The organism is Streptomyces sp. NPDC088794, from assembly GCF_044750545.1.
Taxonomy (GTDB): Bacteria; Actinomycetota; Actinomycetes; order Streptomycetales; family Streptomycetaceae; genus Streptomyces.
Genome location: NZ_JBIVKB010000005.1, coordinates 330,845 through 352,503, shown reverse-complemented (window position 1 = coordinate 352,503; position 21,659 = coordinate 330,845). Strand labels below are relative to the sequence as shown.

Annotated in this window: 14 protein-coding genes; 9 read left to right on the top strand and 5 right to left on the bottom strand. The window is 70.6% G+C overall.

Annotation, left to right across the window (positions count from 1 at the left end; translation table 11 throughout):
* The first annotated feature begins 62 nt into the window (after positions 1–62).
* From ACIP6U_RS16895 to ACIP6U_RS16880, 4 genes are all read left to right on the top strand, one after another.
* The gene (locus ACIP6U_RS16895) at positions 63–899 is read left to right on the top strand and encodes a response regulator transcription factor (RefSeq protein WP_401717732.1); all 837 of its coding nucleotides are present in this window, start codon (positions 63–65) and stop codon (positions 897–899) included.
* Positions 900–1,133: 234 nt separating this feature from the next.
* On the top strand, positions 1,134–4,016 hold the full coding sequence (locus ACIP6U_RS16890; protein ID WP_401717729.1) for an AAA family ATPase: 2,883 nt from the start codon (positions 1,134–1,136) through the stop codon (positions 4,014–4,016).
* Between the two features lie 204 nt (positions 4,017–4,220).
* On the top strand, positions 4,221–5,012 hold the full coding sequence (locus ACIP6U_RS16885; RefSeq protein ID WP_401717726.1) for a S1 family peptidase: 792 nt from the start codon (positions 4,221–4,223) through the stop codon (positions 5,010–5,012).
* Positions 5,013–5,196: 184 nt separating this feature from the next.
* Complete coding sequence (locus ACIP6U_RS16880) at positions 5,197–5,844, top strand: LysE family translocator (protein ID WP_401717725.1); 648 nt, start codon at positions 5,197–5,199, stop codon at positions 5,842–5,844.
* Between the two features lie 16 nt (positions 5,845–5,860).
* Here ACIP6U_RS16880 and ACIP6U_RS16875 read toward each other — a convergent pair whose 3' ends face one another.
* On the bottom strand, positions 5,861–6,979 hold the full coding sequence (locus ACIP6U_RS16875) for a winged helix DNA-binding domain-containing protein (RefSeq protein ID WP_401717723.1): 1,119 nt from the start codon (positions 6,977–6,979) through the stop codon (positions 5,861–5,863).
* A 228-nt stretch (positions 6,980–7,207) separates the two neighbouring features.
* On the opposite strand from ACIP6U_RS16875, the gene ACIP6U_RS16870 reads away from it, so the two are divergent.
* Positions 7,208–8,368, top strand: a complete 1,161-nt coding sequence (locus tag ACIP6U_RS16870) for a magnesium and cobalt transport protein CorA (RefSeq protein WP_401717721.1) — start codon at positions 7,208–7,210, stop codon at positions 8,366–8,368.
* A 45-nt stretch (positions 8,369–8,413) separates the two neighbouring features.
* On the opposite strand, the gene ACIP6U_RS16865 is transcribed toward ACIP6U_RS16870, so the two are convergent.
* Positions 8,414–9,484, bottom strand: coding sequence for an alpha/beta hydrolase (locus ACIP6U_RS16865; RefSeq protein ID WP_401717718.1), 1,071 nt, complete (start codon positions 9,482–9,484; stop codon positions 8,414–8,416).
* 144 nt (positions 9,485–9,628) lie between these two features.
* Between ACIP6U_RS16865 and ACIP6U_RS16860 the strand changes: the two genes are divergently transcribed.
* Complete coding sequence (locus ACIP6U_RS16860; protein WP_401717716.1) at positions 9,629–10,243, top strand: TetR-like C-terminal domain-containing protein; 615 nt, start codon at positions 9,629–9,631, stop codon at positions 10,241–10,243.
* Positions 10,244–10,270: 27 nt separating this feature from the next.
* Here ACIP6U_RS16860 and ACIP6U_RS16855 read toward each other — a convergent pair whose 3' ends face one another.
* The 3 genes from ACIP6U_RS16855 to ACIP6U_RS16845 form a co-directional block, all read right to left on the bottom strand.
* Complete coding sequence (locus tag ACIP6U_RS16855; protein ID WP_401717713.1) at positions 10,271–12,244, bottom strand: discoidin domain-containing protein; 1,974 nt, start codon at positions 12,242–12,244, stop codon at positions 10,271–10,273.
* 72 nt (positions 12,245–12,316) lie between these two features.
* Entirely contained in the window at positions 12,317–15,877 is a 3,561-nt protein-coding gene (locus tag ACIP6U_RS16850) for a choice-of-anchor D domain-containing protein (protein ID WP_401717710.1), read from the bottom strand.
* Between the two features lie 236 nt (positions 15,878–16,113).
* Positions 16,114–18,900: a carbohydrate-binding protein gene (locus ACIP6U_RS16845; RefSeq protein ID WP_401717707.1), complete on the bottom strand. Its 2,787-nt coding sequence runs from the start codon at positions 18,898–18,900 to the stop codon at positions 16,114–16,116.
* A 272-nt stretch (positions 18,901–19,172) separates the two neighbouring features.
* On the opposite strand from ACIP6U_RS16845, the gene ACIP6U_RS16840 reads away from it, so the two are divergent.
* The 3 genes from ACIP6U_RS16840 to ACIP6U_RS16830 all read left to right on the top strand — a co-directional run bounded on the left by ACIP6U_RS16840 (position 19,173) and on the right by ACIP6U_RS16830 (position 21,633).
* Positions 19,173–19,679, top strand: coding sequence for a SigE family RNA polymerase sigma factor (locus tag ACIP6U_RS16840; RefSeq protein WP_401717704.1), 507 nt, complete (start codon positions 19,173–19,175; stop codon positions 19,677–19,679).
* A 10-nt stretch (positions 19,680–19,689) separates the two neighbouring features.
* The gene (locus tag ACIP6U_RS16835; RefSeq protein ID WP_401717702.1) at positions 19,690–20,232 is read left to right on the top strand and encodes a hypothetical protein; all 543 of its coding nucleotides are present in this window, start codon (positions 19,690–19,692) and stop codon (positions 20,230–20,232) included.
* 177 nt (positions 20,233–20,409) lie between these two features.
* Positions 20,410–21,633, top strand: a complete 1,224-nt coding sequence (locus ACIP6U_RS16830) for a glycosyltransferase (protein ID WP_401717699.1) — start codon at positions 20,410–20,412, stop codon at positions 21,631–21,633.
* Positions 21,634–21,659 lie beyond the last annotated feature (26 nt).

Here is a 21,659-nt window from a genome sequence, read left to right as displayed (position 1 = left end):
ATCCGTGATGCAGGTCTCACTACCCCCGAACGGGGGTGTGCGCTGCGGGAAAGGGCGATCAGGTGACGGCGGACGCTGCGGGGTCGGTGGAGATTCGGGGTGCGCTGCTGCGGATGCGGCGCCTGACCGGGCTGCCGGTGGCCTTCGGCGGCCTGGTCGAGGCGGGGCGCGGACAGGTGCGTATCAGCGAGCTCAGCGGCACCGCCACGCCCGCCCTGATGGCCCTCGCGGTGGCCTCCGGCAACGGCCTCGGCGGCCGGGCGGTCGCGCTGGCCCGCCCGTGCGCGGTCGCGGACTACTCGTCCTCGGCGCAGATCAGTCACGAGTACGACGCCCCGGTCGCCGCCGAGGGGCTGCGCTCGATCCTGGCGGTGCCGGTGGTCGTACGGCGCCGGGTGCGCGGTGTGCTGTACGGCGCCCTGCGCTCGGCCCAGCCGCTGGGCGACCGGACGCTGAGCCTGGCGATGGAGGCCGCGCGGGACGTGGAGCAGGCGCTGGTCGTCCAGGAGGAGGTGCGCGGTCTGATGGCGGTGGCCGCGCGGACCGAGCCGGACCGGGACCCGGCGGGAGGGGCCGTGGTGGAGCAGGTACGACAGGCGCACGCGGCGCTGCGGGCGCTGGCGCCGCGGATCACCGACCCCCAGCTGCGGGCCGAACTCCTCGACGCCTGCGAGCTGTTGGCGTCGGGGACGTCGGCCGAGGAAGTGCGGCTCGCGCCCCGGGAGTTGGACGTACTGGCGTGTCTGGCGGCGGGCGCGACCAACGCGGCGGCGGCCGAGCGGCTGGGGCTGCGGCCGGAGACGGTGAAGAGCTATCTGCGCTCTGCGATGCGCAGGCTGGGTGCCCACACCCGGGGAGAGGCGGTGGCGTCGGCGCGGCGCGCGGGACTGCTGCCCTAAGCGGGACTGCTGCCCTGGGCAAGGCTTTCGCCTTGGCCGGGACTGCCTCCCTGGGACTGTCCGGCGGGCGGCCTCAGGTGTGCCAGGGCTGCGGGGTGGGCAATCTATTCATTCAGCCACGCTTTGAATTTGCTTATGCCCCGCTGTTGTTATATCCCTCACCACCTGGTCCGTCCGAATTTCAATGAGATGTTGCCTAGAATTTGGCCCGGACACGACACACGGAGGGGAGCGGTGACCGTGCCACGGGACTTCAAGGAGCCTGCCAGATGCCGCTCCGACCTGGTCATCGGCAGGGAGGAGCTGTTCGGCGCGGCGCGCGAGCAGCTCGCCCACGGCGGCAGTGTGCTGCTCCACGGCCCCGCCGGAATTGGAAAGTCGACCGTGCTGCGGGCATTGGCCACCGAATACGGGGCGCATGCACGTACCGTGTTGCGCTGCTCGGCCACCGAGTCCGAATCCCATCTCCCCTTCCTGGCCCTGGCCGACCTGCTCGGACTGGTCGCCGACGAGGTCTCCCAGCGGCTGCCCGCCGCCCAGCGCACCGCCCTGGAATCGGCGCTCACCGGCCGCGGCGAATCGACTCTGCAACGCGACGGTCTCGCCCTGCGCCTGGCCGTGCTGTCCACCCTGCGCGCCCTCGCCGCCCAGGGCCCCGTCCTGATCGTCGCCGACGACCTCCAGTGGCTGGATCCGGCCAGTGCGGAGCTGCTCGGCTTCGCCGCCCGCCGCCTCGGCGACACCCCCGTGCAGGTGCTGTGCGCGGTACGGACCGAGGGGCAGGAGTACGACCGTCATCTACGCGCGTCCCCGCCGGACACCCTCGCCGTCCGGCTCGGCGCGCTCTCCCGCGCCCAGGTCTCCGCGCTGCTCGACCACCGCGGCTACACCGGTCTGCCCCGCTCCACGGTCCGCGACATCCACCGCACCAGCGCCGGCAACCCGCTCTTCGCCCTCGAACTGGGCCGCGCCCTGGCCGAGAACCCCACCCCACCGCGCCCCGGCGAGCCGCTGCCGGTCCCGACCTCGCTGCGCGCCCTCGTCCTGAACCGGCTGGACATGCTCCCCGCCGCGGCTCGCCACACCCTCCTGGTGGCCAGCGCCGGCGCCCGTCCCACCCTGGCCCTGCTGCACGCGGCAGGACGGGAGAACGCCGAGGCCGAGACCGCGCAGGCGGCCGAACTCGGGCTCCTCGCCACGGAACCCGAGGGCCCCGCCGTACGCTTCGCGCATCCGCTGATCTCGGCCGCGCTGTACGCGGAGGCACCCGCGCAGGAGCGGCGGGCCGCGCACGCCGCGCTGTCCACGGCGGCCTCCGACCCCATCGAGCGGGCCCGGCATCTCGCCCTCGCCACCACCGGCACCGACCCGGAGGCCGCGGCCCGGCTCGCCGAGGCCGCCGCGCTGGCCCGGGACCGCGGGGCGCCCTCGGTGGCCGCCTCGCTCGGCCTGCTAGCCGCCCGGCACACCCCGGCCGACGACACCCCGGGCCCCGACGAACACCGGTTGCAGGCGGCCGAGGACGCGATCACCGCGGGCGAGGTGGACCTCGCCCGGGACATCGCGCGCGAGGTGCTGACCCGGGCGACCGCGGCCGCCGACCGGGTGCGGGCCTGGATGGTGGTGATCGAGGCGGCCGGACAGGCGATCGGCGAGGTCGACACCGTCTACCCGCAGGTGCTGGCCGACGCGGGCGACGACCCGCGGCTGCTCGGCCTGGTCCACTACCAACTGGCCTGGCGGGGACTGGTGGTGGAGGGCGACTTCGCCATCGGCCGGGAGGAGGCCGCGCACGCGGCGGAGCTGGCGGCCCGGGCGGGCGACCGGCGCACGGAGCTGCTCGCGCTCTCGTTCCAGGCGCAGACCGAGAACCTGATGGGTCACCCGGACGCCCCCGCGACCATCAAACGCGCGCTCAAGGAACCGCAGGATCCCGCCATCTCCTGCCACCACAACGGCCCGGGCGCCGCCCGGTATCGCTGGCTGATCATGAGCGACCAGCTGCCGGACGCCCGCTCGACCGTCACCGCGCTGCTGCGTGAGGCGCGCCGCCGCGGCATGGTCGAGAGCGAGGTGCACTTCGTCCGGCTGCTCGCCGAGACCGAACTGCGCTCCGGGCACTGCGGACGCGCCCTCGACCTGGCCCGCGAGAGCATGCGGCTGGCCCGCGACTCCGGCATCGGCGAGATCCCCTCGGCCGTCCTCAACTCCCTCGCCGAGGCCTCCGGCGGCGACCCGGAGCGCGCCCTCGCCCTCGCCCACGAGGCCGTCGAGCAGGCCGAGCAGGTCGGCGACCAGATGTACGTCTCCCGGGGACTGACCGCGCTCGGATTCGCCCAACTGGTCGCCGGGGACGCCGAGGGCGCGGCGCGCTCGCTGCGCCGGGTGCGGGAGCTGGAGCACGGCCTCGGCATCACCGACCCGGCGCGCGGACGCTGGCAGGGCGACCTCGCCGAGGCCCTCGTCCGGATCGGCGAGATCGAGGAGGCGCGTCAACTGGTCGCCGTGACCCGCGAGCACGCGCTGCGCCTGGGCCGCGAGAGCGTGCTGGCCGTCCTGGACCGGGCCGAAGCGCTGGTGCGGGCCGCGCGCGGCGAACACGAGGCCGCGCTCGCTCAGCTGACGTCGGTTCAGGACCGGCTCGCCAAGCTGGGCTACGGCCTTGAGGAGGCGCGCGCCGCGTTCGCGCTGGCCGCCCTGCGCACCGACCCGCAGGTGCTCGGCCTCGCCGGACCGGGCGACCTCGCGAGACCGGGCGGGACCCTCGTGCCCGGACCGACGACGTACGACGAGGCGGCCCGGCTGTTCCGGCGCTGCCGGGCGCTGCCGTGGCTGCGTCAGGTGGACACGGCGGCGGCTGCGGGGACGAGGGAACCGATCACCCCCTCCGCCGCGTCAGAGGGCGCGGAGGGACTCGCCGCCCTGGACGGGCTCGCCGCGATGGAGCGTCAGGTCGCCGCGCTCGTCATGGAGGGCGCGACCAACCGGGAGATCGCCGCACGGCTGTTCATCAGCGTCAAGACGGTCGAGGCGACGCTCACGCGGGTCTACCGCAAGCTGGGGATCCGCTCCCGGGTGGACATCGTCCGGCTGGCGGCGGGGCGCCGTACGAAGTGAGGCCGGCCCGGGTTTACTGAGGGCGACCGAGGGTTTTCCCTGCCCAACTCCCCTAGGGGGTTCCCTCATTGGGCGCGAGGTGTGCCGGGTTCTAGCGTGAGGACGTGCCGCTCGCCCGGGCACACGGGGGCCGGTCCCGCGGCCCCCGTGCACCACCCCCACACCCGCGCGAACCCCCACCGGCAACCCCCACTGAGGAGACTCATGTTCGGGCTCAACCGCGCCAAGAAGACCGCCGCCGTGCTCGCGGCGACCGCGGCCGCCGCGGCGACCGCACTGCTCAGCGCCCCCACCGCTGTGGCAGCCCCCCAGCCCATCGTGGGCGGCACGACGACCACGACGACGACGTACCCGTTCATGATGCAGATCACGGACGCCTCGCAGAACCAGTTCTGCGGCGGCACCCTGGTGTCGGCGACCAAGGTCGTCACCGCGGCCCACTGTATGGTCGGCGAGACCACCAGCAGCGTCAGAGTCGTCGGCGGCCGCACCTACCTGAACGGCACCAACGGCACGGTCAGCCGGGTCAGCAAGATCTGGATCAACCCGGACTACACGGACGCCACCAACGGCGACGACGTGGCCGTCCTGACCCTCTCGACGTCGATGTCGTACACCCCGGCCTCCTACGTCTCCTCCTCCCAGACCGGTGTGTACGCGGCCGGCACCACGGCCCGCGTCCTGGGCTGGGGCACCACCTCTTCGAACGGCAGCTCCTCCAACCAGCTGCGGACGGCGACGGTTCCGACCGTGTCCGACTCCAGCTGCCGTTCCTCCTACGGTTCCGACTACGTCGCGACCGACATGGTTTGCGCCGGGTACACATCCGGTGGCGTAGACACCTGCCAGGGCGACAGCGGCGGTCCCCTGCTCATCGGGGGCGTCCTGGCAGGGATCACTTCTTGGGGCGAGGGCTGCGCGCAGGCCGGTTACCCGGGTGTCTACACCCGGCTGACCACCTTCTCCAGCCTGGTGACCGCGCAGGTCAACTCGTAGCCCAGAAGGTCTCCTGAGCACCCCTCAGGTGAAATACCAGGGGGCGTTGCGAGCTTCCACGAGCAGCTCGCAACGCCCCCTATCCATGTCCGTGTCCATGGGCTCACCTCGGGAAAGGTTCCAGAAGGGTCCTAGAGGAGCGTGCCCTCCGCCTGTTTCAATGCGGCCGAGGGAGTTGATACGCATGGTGTCCACGGACCGTTTCCTGGCCTTCGCGGCGATGTCGCTGCTGGTGATCGTGATACCCGGGCCGAGTGTCCTGTTCGTCATCGGCCGGGCCCTGGCGCACGGCCGCCGCACCGCTGTCGCGACGGCGGTCGGCAACGTCTTCGGCTCGTATCTGCTGGTGGTGGCGGTCGCCGTGGGCATCGGCTCGCTGGTGGAGCGGTCGGTCACGCTGTACCTGGCGGTGAAGCTGGCGGGCGCGGCCTACCTCGTCCACCTGGGCATACAGGCCTTCCGGCACCGCAAGGAGCTGAGGGCATCGGCGATGGCGACCGACTCCACGCAGCCGGCCCGCGGAGACCTCCGCACGGTGCTCGACGGCGCGCTCGTCGGGATCACCAACCCCAAGGGCGTGGTGTTCTTCGCCGCCGTGCTCCCCCAGTTCGTGGACCACTCGGCGGGCCACGTTCCGTTGCAGATGCTGGTGCTGGGCCTCATCCCGATCTCGATCGGCCTGGTCACGGACACCCTGTGGGGCCTGACCGCCTCGGCCGCCCGCGGCTGGTTCGCCCGCTCCGACCGCCGCCTGTCCATGATCGGCGGCGCGGGCGGCTTCACGATGATCGGCCTGGGCGTGACGGTGGCGGTGACGGGCAGAGCGGACTAGGCCCGCGCAGGCACGCTCACTGTCCTACGACGGTCCCGAACCGGATGTCGTACGACGTCCCCGGATGCATGATGCCGAGCATCCGCGCGCCTTCCTCTACCACGTCCGCCCGCTCGGCCTTGGTCAGCTTTCCGAAGGGCTCGACGACGAGCGCGTCCTCGGTCAGCTTCCACACGCCGGCGAGGAAGCCGTCGACCAGGAAGGTGGAGTAGGCGAAGTTGCCCAGCCAGCTGCGGCCCCGGTACTCGGACGGCACCACGCGGGTGCGGTCGGCGTGGGAGAGGAGCAGGTTGTCGAACTCGGGGAGGAAGCGCGGCGGGGCCGGGGTGTCGGCGTCGGGGCGCGGGGCGTCGGGGAGGTCGAACAGCTCGACGCCGTTCGGGTCGCGGAAGGTGACGAGCTGCGGGCGGAGGCGTTCGAAGGCCTCGCGCAGCCGGGTCAGGCCGGCCCAGGTCTGCATGTCCTTGACGGAGGCGGGGCCGAAAGCGGCGAGGTAGCGCAGCACCGTGGCGTCCGGGGCGGGCGCCGGTTCTGCGGGGCGGCCCAGCCAGTGCTCGGCGGTGGTGAGGGCGACCTGGCCGCTGCTCCCCCACAGTCCGCGCGGGGTGACCTGGACGAGCGGGAGCCGGCAGCGGGCGGCGATGCCGAGGGCCTGCGGATCGGCGTCCGGCCACTCGACGAGCAGCGCCTCGCGCAGCTGCTTGAGGGTGCGCGGCTCGGTCTCGACGAGGTCGCGCGCGAGGGCGGCGAGGCGGTCGAGGTCGACGCCGACAAGTCCCTTGCGGAACATGGTGAGTTCGCGTTCCCGGGCCGCCTGGACGAGCGGGCGCAGGGTGAGGCAGTCGTCGGCGGTGTGGGTGTGGATGGTCGAGCGCATGGTGACGATGCGGACGACCTCGCGGTCGGCCATGAGCCCGGACAGCTCCTCGGGGGCGAACCCGTCGAGGCGGGCGGCGAGCACGTAGTACGGCGGCTTGACGTTCTGGGCCTGGAGACCGAGGAGGTGCTCGACGGCCGCGGCGGCGCCGAGCCGGGCGGGGCGCAGCAGCAGCTGCCGGTCCAGGGTCGCGCGGTTGAGCTCACGGATGCCGAGTACGGGAGCCGTCGCCGCGGCCGTCCCTGTCGTCTTCGTCATACCCCGCACGCTAACGGCGATCGCGGACAGGTACGGTCCGCAACTCTCACCGAATCCGGATCCGCCGGCCACCCGAGCGCCGTATGTCGCGTATATCCTGCCGTTGATCACACCAGCCCCGGCCCGCACCGACCCGCCCCCTCCTGACCCGCTCCGTCCCGGCCCGACCTGCCCCGGGCCCCGCGTCCCGCGTCCCGCAGCCGCGGGCTCGACCCGAGAGGCAGCCGTATGTCCGAGCGACGCGCCCGCCCCGCCTCCAGGAACCCGGTGAAGTCGGCCTGGCGCCGGGCCCTGACCCCGCCGCAACCGCCCGAGGCGCAGCCGTCTCCGCCGTCGGCCGAACCGGCACCCCAGGACCCGGCCGAGCCGGACAGCATCGTGCAGGCCGCCCTGTACCGCGACGGTGTGCGCGTCTCGGCCCCGGACTCCCTCGCCGACACCTTCCGCGAACTGCGGGAGCAGTCGTCCGGCATGGCGTGGATCGGCCTGGCCCGCCCGACGGAGGGTGAACTCCTCTCCCTCGCCGCCGAGTTCGACCTCCACCCGCTCGCGGTCGAGGACGCGCTGGAGGCCCACCAGCGCCCCAAGCTGGAGCGCTACGGCGACACCCTCTTCGTCGTCCTGCGGGCAGCGCGCTACCTGGACGCGCTGGAGGAGGTCGACTTCGGCGAACTGCACGTGTTCGTCGGCCCCGACTTCGTGATCACGGTCCGGCACGGCGCGGCCCCCGATCTCTCGGCGGTGCGCCAACGCATGGAGGAGACGCCGGAGTTGCTGAAGCTCGGCCCCGAGGCGGTCCTCTACGCCATTCTCGACGCGGTCGTCGACGGCTACGCGCCCGTCGTCTCCGGCGTCCAGAACGACATCGACGAGATCGAGACGGAGGTCTTCCGCGGCGACCCGGCGGTCTCCCGCCGCATCTACGAACTCTCCCGCGAAATGGTCGAGTTCCAGCGCGCCACCCGCCCCCTGGTCGGCATGCTGCACGGCCTCATCGCCGGCTTCTCCAAGTACGACACCGACGAGGAACTCCAGCGCTACCTGCGCGACGTGGCCGACCACGTCACCCACACCAGCGAACGCGTCGACGTCTTCCGCCAGGCCCTCTCGGACATCCTCACGGTGAACGCGACCCTGGTCACCCAGCAACAGAACGCGGAGATGCGGGCGTTGGCGGAGGCGGGCTTCGAACAGAACGAGGAGATCAAGAAAATCTCCTCCTGGGCGGCGATCTTGTTCGCGCCGACACTGGTCGGCACGATCTACGGGATGAACTTCCGGCACATGCCGGAGCTGCACTGGGCGCTCGGATACCCCTTCGCGATCGTCCTGATGGCGGTCGTGTGCACCAGCCTGTACGTCATCTTCAAGCGCCGGGACTGGCTCTGAGGAACCACCCACGGGAAGCACTCCGGGCAGGCGCACGACGTGAGGTCACCGGCCCGTCCCCGCAGTGGCGGTCAAGGTGCGGTCCAGCCAGCCGATGATCGTCGGGAAGACTTCGGGCAGTTTGCTCACCGCGCAGTGGCCGGTGTCGGGGACGAGGTCCACGACGGTGTCGCGGCGGCCCTGGAACACCAGGGTGTCGTGCTGGGGCACATGGACGTCGTCGGCGCCGTTGACCACCAGCATGGGGCCGTTGCGGTCCTGGTCGAGCAGCGGACGGAGGGAGAACTCGGCCGTGCGGAGCGCCACTTGCTCGGGGTCGGGCGGTGCGTCGAAGCCCAGCGCGTTGCCGACAATCCCGTCCATCCCGAAGGCGTCCTTGCGCGCGTCGGTGAACGCCGCCTCGACCGGACCGCCCAGCACCACGGCGGCGTCGACCTCACCGCCGAGACCCGATCGGGCCGAGAAATACCCGCCCATCGAGATGCCCACGTGCGCCACCACGCCGTTGCCGAGGGACCGAGCATGCTCGATCAGGCCGCTGACCAATTCCGCGCCGCCGGAACCCGTCATCGGCACCGTCGATTCGCCGGTTCCCGCGATGTCGAACACCAGCACCGGGGCGCGCAGACGGGTGGCGAGGAGGACCATCAGCCCGTGCATGTCCATCTTCCAGCTGTCCACGCCTCCGCTGGCGAGCACCACCGGCCGGTCGGCGGGAAGGTCGTAGGGCGCGAGCAGGTGGACCGGGACGGTGGTCGTGCCCCCTCGGTACGGCAGTTCCAGTACGTATCGCTCGAACCGCACCCCGAAGCCGGGAGCGGCGAGTTGGTACTGCTCCAGCTGCTTGGCAAGCGCGACGCGCCTGCTCTCGTCGGCCAGGGTGGGGAACTTCGCCCAGCCGTAGGCCAGCGCCGCCCGCTCGTGCGATCCCGCGTCGGCGTAGGCCGCTGCCAGCTTCGACCATTCATGGACCCAGCCGCCCGGAGCGTCCGCCCACATCTCGCTGACCGCGGCCCGCACGGTGTCGACGACGGCCGCCGGCAGTCCGGTGTTGACCATTTGCGGATACCGCTCGCCGAACAACTCCGATGCGTCCAGCGGCCATTGGTAGGGCATGACGGCTCCTCCCGTTCCTTCCGCGGCTCTTGGTCCTTCCACGACAGAGTCGCTAACGCAGATATTCTGCATTAGTGGACGCTACGCCCCGCCGGACGCAAACGCAAGATTTGTGCGTTAACGTGATGCCGTGAGAGTGATGCCGTGAGCAAGAACGAGACGAACGACCAGGCAGAGGCATCCCGCCGGCCGGGCGGCCGGTCCGCGCGGGTCCGCGCCGATGTCCTGCGGGCGACCCTGGAGACGCTCGCCGAGAACGGCCCGAACGGCCTGACGATGAGCGAGATCGCACGGCGGTCGGGGGTGCACGCCACCTCGATCCAGAGGCGCTGGGGCGGCCCGCAGAACCTGATCCTCGACGCGCTGCTGACCTACAGCCAGGAACAACTGCCGGTCCCCGACACCGGAAGCCTCCGCGCCGACATGGTCGCACTGGCCCGACTGATCGCGGCCTACCTGAACACCCCCCTGGGCGCCGCACTGGCCCATGCGCTGGCCGCGGCCGAGGACGATCCTCAACTGACGGAAAGCCGCGCCCAGTTCTGGCAGGCCCGCTACGACGCCGTCCGCGTCATCGTCGACCGCGCCGTCGACCGCCATGAACTGCCGGCCGACACCGACCACCAGCTCGCTCTCGAACTGCTGGTCGCGCCGCTGCACTTCAGGGCGCTGCTCATCCGGCAACCCATCGAGGAGGACTGGATCGAGCGGACGGTCGACACGCTGCTGCGCGGACTGACCGGACAGGGCCCCGGCTGAGGACGACCACGCCGAGCCCCTTGTCCGTCAGGCGCCGAACACCTGGAACTCCGAGACCTGCCCGGCCGGCCAGCCGGTGTTCGCGGTGAAGGTGAGGCGGACGTAGCGGGTGGTGGTCGTGGCGGGGAGGGTGAGGGTCGCGGTGTTACCCGTTGCCGGGTTGAAGGTGTACGTCGCCGGCGCGAGGAGTTGGGTGGAGGTGCCGGCGTCCGTGCCGCCCTGGACCGAGATGGTCTGGGTGCGGGTGGACCAGGCGGTGGCCGGCGGGAGGGTGAGGACGATCCGTTTGATGCCGGTGGCGGCGCCCAGGTCGACCTGGATCCACTGCGGGAAGGCGTTGTTCGCGGACTCCCAGTAGGTGTTGGTGTCGCCGTCGGTCGCGTTGCCCGAGCCGTAGACCTGGGTGTGGCTGCTCTCCGAAGTGGGGCGGTGGAGGGCGAGGTTGGTGGTGCTGGACGGGGGGTCGGTGGTGACGGTCGCCCGGTTGGAGGGTTGCGACACGTTTCCCGCCGCGTCGACGGCCACGACGTCGAAGGTGTACGCGGTCGACGCGCCAAGTCCGGTGACGGTGAAGGTGGTTGAGCCGCTCGTGCCCACCTGGGTGCTGGTCGAGCCGGACACCTGACGGATCCGGTAACCGGTCACGCCGACGTTGTCCGTCGACGGGTTCCAGGACAGCGAGGCCGAGTTGCTGGTGTGTCCGGTGGCCGTCAGGGCACCCGGCGCGGCGGGTGGTGTGGTGTCGCCGCCGCCCGGAACGACCGGCTGCGTGGGGCGCGTCGCGGTCAGCGCGATCTGGCCCTTGAGCATGCGGCCGCCGTCGCCGGTCAAGCGCAGGTAGTAGTCGGACGAGCAGGCGGTGCCGTCCTCGTCGAGGGCGAGGAAGCCGGAGTTGGTGGGCACCCACGCCTGGGTCTCGGCGGTCTTGGCGATCTGGTTGCCCTCGTTGTACTCGTCGAACATCGAGATGTAGATGCCCTGCACCCCGGCCCGCACCATGTTGTAGAACTGCCGCCACATGAAGTCGCCGTGCGCGCGCTGCCGGCCGGAGACGTCACCGGGCAGGACGCAGGGCTGGAAGTCGATGCCGTTGGCGTTGCAGTCGGCCTGGTCGGGGACGGTGTAGGTGTTGTACGCGTTGTCGGCCTCGCCCACATTGCCGATGGCGCCGACCATCCACGGCGAGATCATGTTGAACGCGTGGTAGACGCCCAGGAAGCCGGGCTGCGAGCCGCCGGTCCCGGTCCGCCATTCGCGCGGGACGCCTCCGATGACGTAACACCCTTGGCTCTTGAACCAGTTGACGACGTCGAGGCAGGCGGTGGGGGTGAAGGGGTGGTTGGGGTCGTTGAAGCCGAAGCCCCAGATGCAGACGACCGGCTTGCCGTTCTGCTTCGCGTACGCCGAACTCGCCGTGTGGGCGGACATCTTGTTCGTCCAGTCCGTCTTGATCTCGGACTGCATGTTCGTCCAGTTGGAGACGTCGTACATGATGTAGAACTTCCGGCCGTACGACTCGGCCGCGCTGCGCACCTTGGTCGCCATGGCGTCGCGGGTGGGGCCCTCGCCGCCGGTGGGGTTGAAGCGTTGCAGGGCTGCCGTGTCGATGTTGTTCTGCTGCATCCACAGGAAGTGGGTGTTCACGGTCTGCTGGTCGTAGGACGAGAAGAGTCTGGCGGGCTGGCCGTTGCCCAGGGCCGCGTACGACGTCTGGTAGGTGTTGGTGTACTCGCGCACGTCGGGCCAGCAGCTGATGCCGGTGTTGGTCGGGGACGGCGGCTGGCCCCAGTTCTGGGTCCAGTGCCACCAGCCGTTGATGGGCGCGCCGTCGCCGATGCAGGCGAACCAGCCCTGGTAGCCGACGGTGATCTTGCCGACCACGTCGCCCGGCGGACTGGCCGCCGACGCGCTCGGGGCGAGTGCGGTCCCGGTCGCTCCCACGCTTCCCACCGCGCCGGCCGCGACCGCGGCCCTCAGGAAGACTCTGCGTGTGACACCCATCTCGACTCCTTTCGGTGGTCGGTGCCGCCGAGCGCGCTCACGTTCGCGCTCGGCGGCACCTTCAGGGGCAGGTCAGGTGTTCCAGACCTGGAACTCGGAGATCTGACCGGCCGGCCAGCCGTTGTTCGCCGTGATGTTCACCCGGACGTATCGCTGGGTGGTCGCGGTGAAGGTGATGGTGACCGTGTTGTTGGTGGTGGGGTCGAAGGTGTACGTCGCCGACGACTTGAGGGTGTTGAAGGAAGAGCCGTCGGTGCTGCCCGACACGGACAGCGTCTGGTTGCGGGCGCCCCAGGTCGCGGGGAGTTGGAGGACCACGCGGCTCGCGCTCTGCGCGGAGCCGAGGTCCACCTGGACCCACTGCGGGAAGGCGTTGTTGGCGCTCTCCCAGTAGGTGCCCTGGTTGCCGTCCGTCACGTTCGAGGACGGGTAGACGGAGGTGTGGCTGGACTCGGTGGTGGCCGCGCCGGCCGCCAGGTTCCGGCTCACCGTGCCGGCCCCGACGCCCGTGAGCCCGACGGTGGTTGTGCCGTTGGACGCGTTGCTGGCGATGCTGAGATCACCGGTGCGGGTGCCGGACGCGGTGGGCCTGAACGTGACGTTCACCGTGCAGGAGGCGCCCGCCGCGATCGACGTACCGCAGTTGTTGGTCTGCGCGAAGTCGCCCGTGACGGTGACGCCGGAGACGGTCGCGGCGGCGGTACCGGTGTTGGTCACCGTCACCGTCCGCGCGCTGCTGTCGGTGTTGAGCGCCTGGGTGGGATACGACAGTGACGTCGGGTCGGCCGACAGGGTCGCCGGCGAGGAGCCGCCGCCGCTGGGGAACACCTCGAAGTCCGACAACTGGGCAGCGTTCCAGCCCGTGTTGGCGGTGATGTTCACCCGTACGTATCTCGCCGTGGCGGCGCTGAACGTGATGGTCGCGGTGTTGTTGTTGGCGTTCGGGTCGAAGGTGTACCCGGCCGAGGCCTTGATCGTGGAGAAGCTGGAGCCGTCCGTGGATCCCTGTACCGACAGGGTCTCGGTGCGGGCCGACCACGCGGTCGCCGGCGGGAGTTTGAGCACGACCTTGCCGACGCTGTGGTTCTGGCCGAGGTCGACCTGGGCCCACTGCGGGAACGCACCGTTGGTGCCCTCCCAGTACGTCGAGGCGTCCGGGTCGGTGAGGTTGGACGCGACGTACGGGCTGTTGCCCGAACTCGCCGTCGCCGGGCGCCCGGCGGCGATGTTGGTGGTGCTGTCGATGCCGCTGCCGGTCAGGGAAACGGTGGTCGGACTGTTGTTGGCGTTGCTGGTGACGGTCAGGTTGCCGTTGCGGGTGCCGCCCGTGGTGGGCTTGAAGCCGACGGTCACCGTGCAGGACGCGCCGACCGCGAGGGTGGAGCAGTTGTTGGTCTGGCTGAAGTCACCGGTCGCGGCGACGGCCGAGACGGTCGCCGACGCGGTGCCCGAGTTGGTCACCGTCACCGTCTGCGCGGTGGCGGACGAGCCGACCACCGTGGCGGGGAAGGACAGGCTCGCCGGGTCGGTGTTCAGCACCGGGCCCGGCGCGGTGCCGGTGCCGGAGAGGCTGACCGTGTTGGTGGTGCCGCCCGCGGTGACGGTCAGCGTGCCGTTACGGCTGCCGGTCGCCGTCGGCGCGAACCTCACGCTGACGGTGCACGAGCCGTTCGCCGGGATCGACGAACCGCAGGTGTTGGTCTGGGAGTAGTCGCCGCCGGCGGAGATCGACGAGACGGACGCGGCCGTGTTGGTCGGGTTGGAGACCGTCACGGTCTGCGCGGCGCTCGTCGAACCGGTCGCCACCGAACCGAAGTTGAGCGCGCCGGGAGTCGCCGTCACGCCTTCGGGCGGGTAGGGCGGGAAGACCGGGGCCGGCCAGCCGCCGCAGTACGGCGTGCCGCTGATGCCGGAGTTGCCGCCGCCGTCGGTGACGACGAAGTTGCCGCCCGAGCAGTTGTAGACCGGGGAGGAGTAACCGACGCCGGTGGCTGTGACGTTGGTGAACTTGGCGGCGCCGCCGGTCTGTTCCTGGAGGGCGAAGGTGCCGGTGCCGGCGATGGTGACGTTGTTGAGGTTGACGCCGCTGATGGTGCCTTCGACCCACTGGACGGCTTCGTACGGGCTCTGCTGGATCAGTGCGTTGGTCACATTGATGGGGCCGTTGATGGCCCCCTGGCTGCCGTCGAACCACAACGCCCCTACCCCGAACTGCCAGTTGGGGTCGAGGCTGCCGGCCCGGATCATGGTGTTGTCGGAGATCGTGGTGAGGCCGACCGGTGTCGACGTGAAGCGCTGCCCCACGTGGATGCCGCCGCCCTGGGCGAGGCCGGTGTCCACCACGCGGTTGCCGCTGACGGTGTTGTCGTGGCCGCCGTAGATCGCGATGGCGTTGGCGAGGATCTGTAGCGACACGGTGTTGTTGGAGATCGTGTCGTTGGCGTCGGCGCCGATGGCGGCGTCCGCCCAGGTGGCGATGCCGTCGTCGCCGGTGTTGCGGATGTCGCTGTTGGTCACCTTCGAGTTGGTGACGCCGCCGTGGAAGTTGATGCCGTCGGCGGTGGTGTCCCGGATGCGCAGGCCGGTGAGCGTCAGACCGTCCATCGGCCCGTCCATCCAGGCGCCGACCTTCATGTGGGCGATCCACAAGTTGGCGACGGTGGAATCGCTCATCGCGCCGCCGATGCCGTTGACCTGGGCGCTGTCGTCGCGTTCCTGCACATTGCCGAAGATCGCGAAGTTCTGCAGGCGCACACCGGTGCTCGCGTTGGGCGCGGAGTTGCCGTAGAAGCCGGGGGCCGTGCCGATGACGGTCGAGTACCACATGCCGGCGCCGGCGATCGTGACGTTGTTGACGCTGATGTGGCCGGGGATGTTGAAGGTGCCCGGCGGGATCCACACGGTGCCGCCGGGTCCGGCCGAGCTGATCGCGGCGTTGAACGCGCTGGTCGCGTCGGCCACACCGGTGGGGTCGGCGCCCTTGCTGGTCACCGACACCGCACCCGAGGGCGCGGCCAGGGCGGCGCCGACCTGCTCGAAGTCGGCGAAGTCGATCGTGTACGAGGAGGCGGTGTCGCCCGCGTCGACCTGGAACTTGAAGGTCGTACCCGCCGGATACGTGGTGGAGAAGAGGCGGTGGGCCTCGTCGTAGAAGTGGTGCGGGTTGCTGCCCGGCGTGTTGGTGAAGGGGTAGCTGCCGTAGTACCAGCTGTAGGCGTTGGTCAGGGTGAAGTCGGGCTGCTTGACGTTGTTGATGTAGAGCGACAGGGCCGCGGTGTAGACCGAGCCGTTCGAGGTGTCGGGGATGCTGTAGCGGAAGTTGATCGAGTTGGTCGCCACCGGCGTGGTGAACGTGACGTACTTGCCGGTGCCCTGGAGGGTCGTCGCCTTGCGGTACGACGCCTCGTCGGCCAACTGGCCCGCGGTGTAACTCGGGCCGATGTTCGTGCCGTTGGTGTCGGAGTTCTCCGCCTGCACCTCGACGTAGGGCAGGCTCGCGCCGCTGCCGCCGGTGGCGGTGGACGCCGCCACGGCGGGCTGGACGGCCAGCACGACGACGCCGACGGCGGCCAGCATCACGGTGCTCACCGCCCAGACGAGGACGCGTCTCAGATCTCGGATGGAATGGAACACGTGCCACTCCTTACGTAACCAAATGCCGGAACCGTCCCGCTAGCGCCGCCAGGGAGGGAGGGGAGACAGGGGGTTGGTGACGATGCATGGGGGACCGTAATATCGTTGGCATGATCACGCAATAACAAGACAGAACTCTGCAACAAATAAAAATGAAGCCCGCAAGATCTAAGGCGCCCGCACACATGACGGTGCCGCCGGACGGAGCGTCCGGCGGCACCGTGGGGAGCGTGGGGTCAGACGGCCCAGATCTGGAACTCGGAGACCTGACCCGCGGGCCAACCGCTGTTGGCCGTGACGGTGACGCGGTAGTAGCGCTGGGTGGTGGCGGGGAAGGTGAGCGTGACGGTGTTCCTGGTGCGCGGGTCGAAGGTGTGGGCGGCCGAGGACTTCAGGGTGGTGAAGGTGGTGCCGTCCGTGCTGCCGCCGAGCGTGAGGGTCTGACTGCGGGCGCCCCAGCCGGCGGGCAGTTGCAGCACCACGCGCGAGGCGCTGCGGGCCGCGCCGAGATCGACCTGGACCCACTGCGGCAACCTGTGGTGGGCGCTCTCCCAGTAGGACCCTTGGTTGCCGTCCGTCACGTTCGACGACGGGTAGACGTCGGTGTGGCTGGACTCACTGGTGGGCTTGCCCGCGGCGAGATTGGTGGCCGGGATGTCGGAACCCCCGGTGAAGTTCAGGTAGTTGATGTTCCAGCCGCCGGTGTCCTGATGGACCGTCAGGATCTGCCGGCCGGCGGGCAGGGTCACGTGGGTCGTCGCGGTGCCCCAGGTCTGCCAGTCGCCGGTGGCGGGCAGGTCGACGGCGCCGCTGAGGTTCGTACCGGAGGCGTCCGACAGGTGCAGTGCTCCGGGCGCGGCGACCGGGGCGGCGACGCGCAGGTCGACGGTGTAGGTGCCGGCCGTGGCGACGTCGACGGTGTAGCGGAACCACTGTCCTGCGCCGGTCCAGCCCAGGTTGTAACCGCCGCCGGTGTCCGAGGAGTTGTCCAGGTCGATGCCGTCGGCGCGGTAGGAGTTGGCGTTGCCGTTGACGGAGGTGACGTTGTACGCGACCCCCTGGCCGCCGGTGTCGTAGTTCTCTGCCTGCACCGTGCCGGGCACGGCGGCCGGGGTGCCGCCGTACGGGGCTTCCGGAGCCGGCGGCGGCCAGTGGTTGTCACTCAACGTGGCCGTGAATCCGGTGGAGTTGTTGACGAAGGCCGAGGAGCCGGCGGTGAGCCCGGTGACCGTGTTGCCGGTGATCGTCGCGGAACCAGTGGGCGCCGGGTAGAACGACGGTGAGATCGCGATGCCGTTGCGGCCCGGGTTGTTGACGGTGTTGTCCTGGAGCAGCGTGTTGGTCGAGGTGGAGAAGGCGATCCCGTCGTAGAGGGAGTCGGTGACGGTGTTGCCGGTCACCGTGACCTGGTCGACGATCCCGGTGTTCTGTCCGTCGCCGCCGTTGCCGATGTGCAGGGCGGGTTGGCCCTGGCTGTAGGCGTTGCCGCCGGAGCGGACCACGGTGTTGCCGGTCACGGTCGCGGACAGCAGGTCGCTGCCGTTGACCCCGAAGCGCCCGGCGCCCAGGCCGATGTAGCGGGCCGTGTCGCTGATGTAGTTGTTGCTGACCTGGTGGCCGCTGCCGCCGTAGATCCCGACGCCCTTGCCGCCCCAGGGTGCGATCGAGGTGTTGTCACTGACGGTGACATCGGCCATCGGGTGGTAGAAGGTCTGGGAACCGTCGCCGTTGGTGTTGTAGTTCACCGAGTTGATGGCGATCGCGTCGTCCCCGGTGCCGCGGACGAAGTTGTTCGTGACCGTCAGGTCGTTGCCGGTGTCCGCGTTCAGCGACACGTTGTTGACGTTGATCCCGTCCGCCCAGATCGAGGTCAGCCTGCTGTTCTTCACCGTCCCGCCGGTACCGGAGGCCCAGAAGCCGGACATGGTGTGCTGGGTCCAGATACCCTCGGCCAGCCAGTCGGTGCCGGTGGTGTCCATCGCGCCGCCGTCCCCGCCGATGGTGCTGCGGCTGACGGCGTTGGCGTCGATGTGGAAGTCACGCACCGTGCAGGACGTCAGGTCGAACAGGTCTGCCAGCGGTGTGCTGTTGGGGACCGGGACGTCACGGTAGACCGTGCTGTACCAGAGCCCCGCGCCCGCGATGGTGATGCCCTGCGCGGTCAGTCCCGCGGTGCCCTTCACATAGAAGGTGCCCTGCGGGATCCACAGGGTCTTGCCCTGCGCCTCGGCCTGGTCGATGCAGGTCTGGATGGCGGCCCGGCTGTCCACCGACTGGCTGTCGGCCGCGCCGTTGGTCGGGGCGCTGGACGCCACCGCGCCGCAGCTCGTGATCGAGATCGAGTTCGCGGGCTGTGGCTGCGGCGCCGGCGGGTTCTCCACGTCGACGGAGTCCACGTCGTAGAAGGACGCGCTGTTGGCGGCGTCCTTGCGCAGCGAGAACGTGGCACCGGCAGGGATCGGGGCGCCGGTGACGAAGGTGTGCGACTCGTCCCAGAAGACCCTCGGGTCGCCGTCGGCCGGGTTCTGGTTGTCGCTCGTGTTGTAGTTGCCGTTGCCCTCGTACACCCAGCTCTGCTTGGAGTTGAGGTTCAGGGCCTGCCGGAACACCCCGTTGACGTACAGGTTCAGCGTTCCGGTGATGCCGCCGCCGGACGCCGAATCCGGGAGGCTCGCGCGGACGTTGAGGAAGGAGATCGGCTGCCCGGTGGTGTTCGTCCACTGCACCGACTGGCCCGTGTCGGCCAGGTGGACATAGGAATGGCCCGAGGCCTCCAGGACAAAGCTCGAGTACTGGGTCGTCGGCGCCGAGGTCAGCGACCGGACGGCCGCGCCCCCGGCCGGCGTTCCCGCCTCGGCCTCGTAGATCTTGAACGGCGTGGTCGCGCCCACGGCCGCGGTCGGTGCGGCAGCGGACACGGCCGGTGTGGCGACGGCCGGTGGAACGGACACGCACATCGCGCCGACCGCGGTGACGGCGGCGACGACCGCCGCCAGTCGCCGGGGTCTGGGGATCGTCAGCATGTGGGGCTCCTTCACGGAGTGGGGGGAGACCGGCGCCCGTACCGTACTGAGACCTCATCCACCCCGCTAGATTCCGACGAAGTAAAGAATGTGCCGCGCAAGTCACTGCAAGTTTCTTGCTAGAAATACGCAAATACTGAACGACACAGACCGACCTCCCGGCGCGCGGATGTAACCCGGATCACAGCCCTGAAGTGCAGCGCGGTGCGGGGTACAGAGCCTTTCTCTCTGTGTAAGGGGCTTTGCCCGCACGGGGACGGTGGACGGTACGGATGGAACAGAGTCGGGCCGAGGGGTTCGACGGCTTCGTGGCAGCGCGCTGGTCGACGCTGTTCCATCTGGCCTGTCTGCTCACGGGAGGCGATCGGCACCGGGCCGAGGACCTGCTCCAGGAGGCCATGGTCAAGCTCTGGTTCGCCTGGCCGAAGGTCGGCGAGGAGGCACCGGAGCCGTACGTCCGCAAGATCCTGGCGCGGGCGGCGGCCCGATCGGCGCGGCGGCGCTGGTGGGGTGAGCGCCCGGTCGAGCAGCTGCCCGACCTCGCGCAGGTGGACGACGTGTCCGCGGCCGTCGTGGAGCGCTCACGGCTGGAGGCGGCACTGGCCCAGCTGTCGCCGGCACAGCGGGCCGCCGTGGTCCTGCGCTACTACCAGGACCTGCCCGACAAGCAGGTCGCCGAAGTGCTGGGGTGTCCGGTCGGCACCGCCCGGTCCCATGCGTCACGGGGCGTGGCGCGGCTGCGCCGGATCCTCGGCGATGTCATCGAGACAGTGGGATGAGGGGGCGTTGATGGACCACTTCGAGCGGGAGCTCGCGCGGATGATGCGCGACGCCCAGGAAACGACCCCCTTCGAGCCCAGGCACCAGATCCGTCTGCGGTCCGGTGTGCAGGCCCGGCGCCGGGTGCGCGCGGCGCGCCGGGCCGTCGGCTCCGTCCTGGCCGTCGCAGGAATCGGCCTCGGCTTCTTCCTGGTACCCCATGCGCGGGTGGACGACAGGCCGCAGTCCCCCCTGCCCCGACCCGCCGTGAGCCCGACGCTCCCGACCCCCGGCCCGACCCTGACACCGGACTCGTCCCCGAGCACGACCACCAGCCCGACACCGACAGACACCATCGGGTCGTCCGTCGGGTCGTCCAGCACCCCGACCTCGACCCCGACCGGGAGTTCGAGCAGCGGGTCCTCGGACCCGCCCGTGACCGACTCGGCGGCGCCGCCGTCCGGCTCGGAGACGACCGGCGCGCCCACGGGTCGGAACTCCGCGACGGGTTCGATCACGACACCGCCGGCGACGGAGACGTCCGCGAGCGTGGGCACGGCGGGCTCCGGGTAACCCGTCCCGCCCCCACCCCACCACCAGCCCCCCACCCGCATTCCCTGACCGCGGCACCGCCCTCAGGCGATATCGGCATGCCCCGCGACAGCCCACAGACATGGACAGAACGTGACAACAGTGACGAGCCAGATACGCCGGACGAGCCCGATGAGCCGGCCGAGCGGGATGAGCCGGATGAGTCAACTGCCGTTCCGCACACCGGTGTCGGCCCACCACCGCGAACCCGTCCTCGACGTGGTCGTCCCCGTGTTCAACGAGCAGAAGGACCTGGAGCGGAGCGTACGACGGCTGCACGCACACCTGCGCGAGACGTTCCCGTACCCGTTCCGCATCACCGTCGCGGACAACGCCAGCACCGACGAGACCCCGCGCATCGCGGCCCGACTGGCCGCCGAACTGGCCGAGTTGGAGTGGCTGCGGCTCGACGAGAAGGGCCGGGGCCGGGCGCTGCACGCGGCCTGGTCCGGGTCGCGGGCACCGGTGCTCGCCTACGTCGACGTGGACCTGTCGACCGACCTCGCCGCGCTCCTCCCGCTGGTCGCCCCGCTGATCTCCGGCCACTCCGACATCGCGATCGGCACCCGGCTGGCCCGTGGCTCCCGGGTGGTGCGCGGCCCCAAGCGGGAGGCCATCTCCCGTTGCTACAACGCCCTGTTGCGCTCCACGCTCGCCGTCGGCTTCTCCGACGCGCAGTGCGGTTTCAAGGCGGTACGGCGTGATGTCGCCGAGCGGCTGCTGCCCCTGGTGAAGGACTCGGGGTGGTTCTTCGACACCGAACTGCTGGTGATCGCCGAACGGGCCGGACTGCGCATCCACGAGGTGCCGGTCGACTGGGTGGACGACCCCGACAGCCGGGTCGACATCCTGTCCACGGCACTGGCCGACCTGCGCGGAATCGCCCGCATAGGAAGGGAGTTGGCGCGCGGCACGCTCCCGACGGCGGCACTGCGCCGAGGCACGGACGGTTCATCTTCGGGCGGTCTGGCAGGCCAACTGCTGCGCTTCGCCGCCGTGGGCACGGTGAGCTCCGCCGGATACGTCCTGCTGTACCTGGCGTTGCGCCCGCAGACGGGCGGACAGGCCGCCAACGCGCTGGCCCTGCTGGTCTGCGCCCTCGCCAACACCGCCGCGAACCGCCGCCTCACCTTCGGTCTGCGCGGCCGCGGCGGCGCACTGCGTCACCAGGCCCAGGGCCTCGTGGTCTTCACGGTCGGTCTGGCCCTCACCAGCGGTGCACTGACGCTCCTGCACCGCACGGTGTCAACTCCAGCGCGCAGCACGGAGATCGGGGTCCTGGTCGCCGCCAACCTCGCCGCGACTCTCGTACGTTTCCTGCTCTTCCGGGCCTGGGTGTTCCCCGCCAGGCGCCGCCGCGAGGCGGAGGAGACCGCGAAGTGAGCGACACGACGACCTTGACCCCGCCC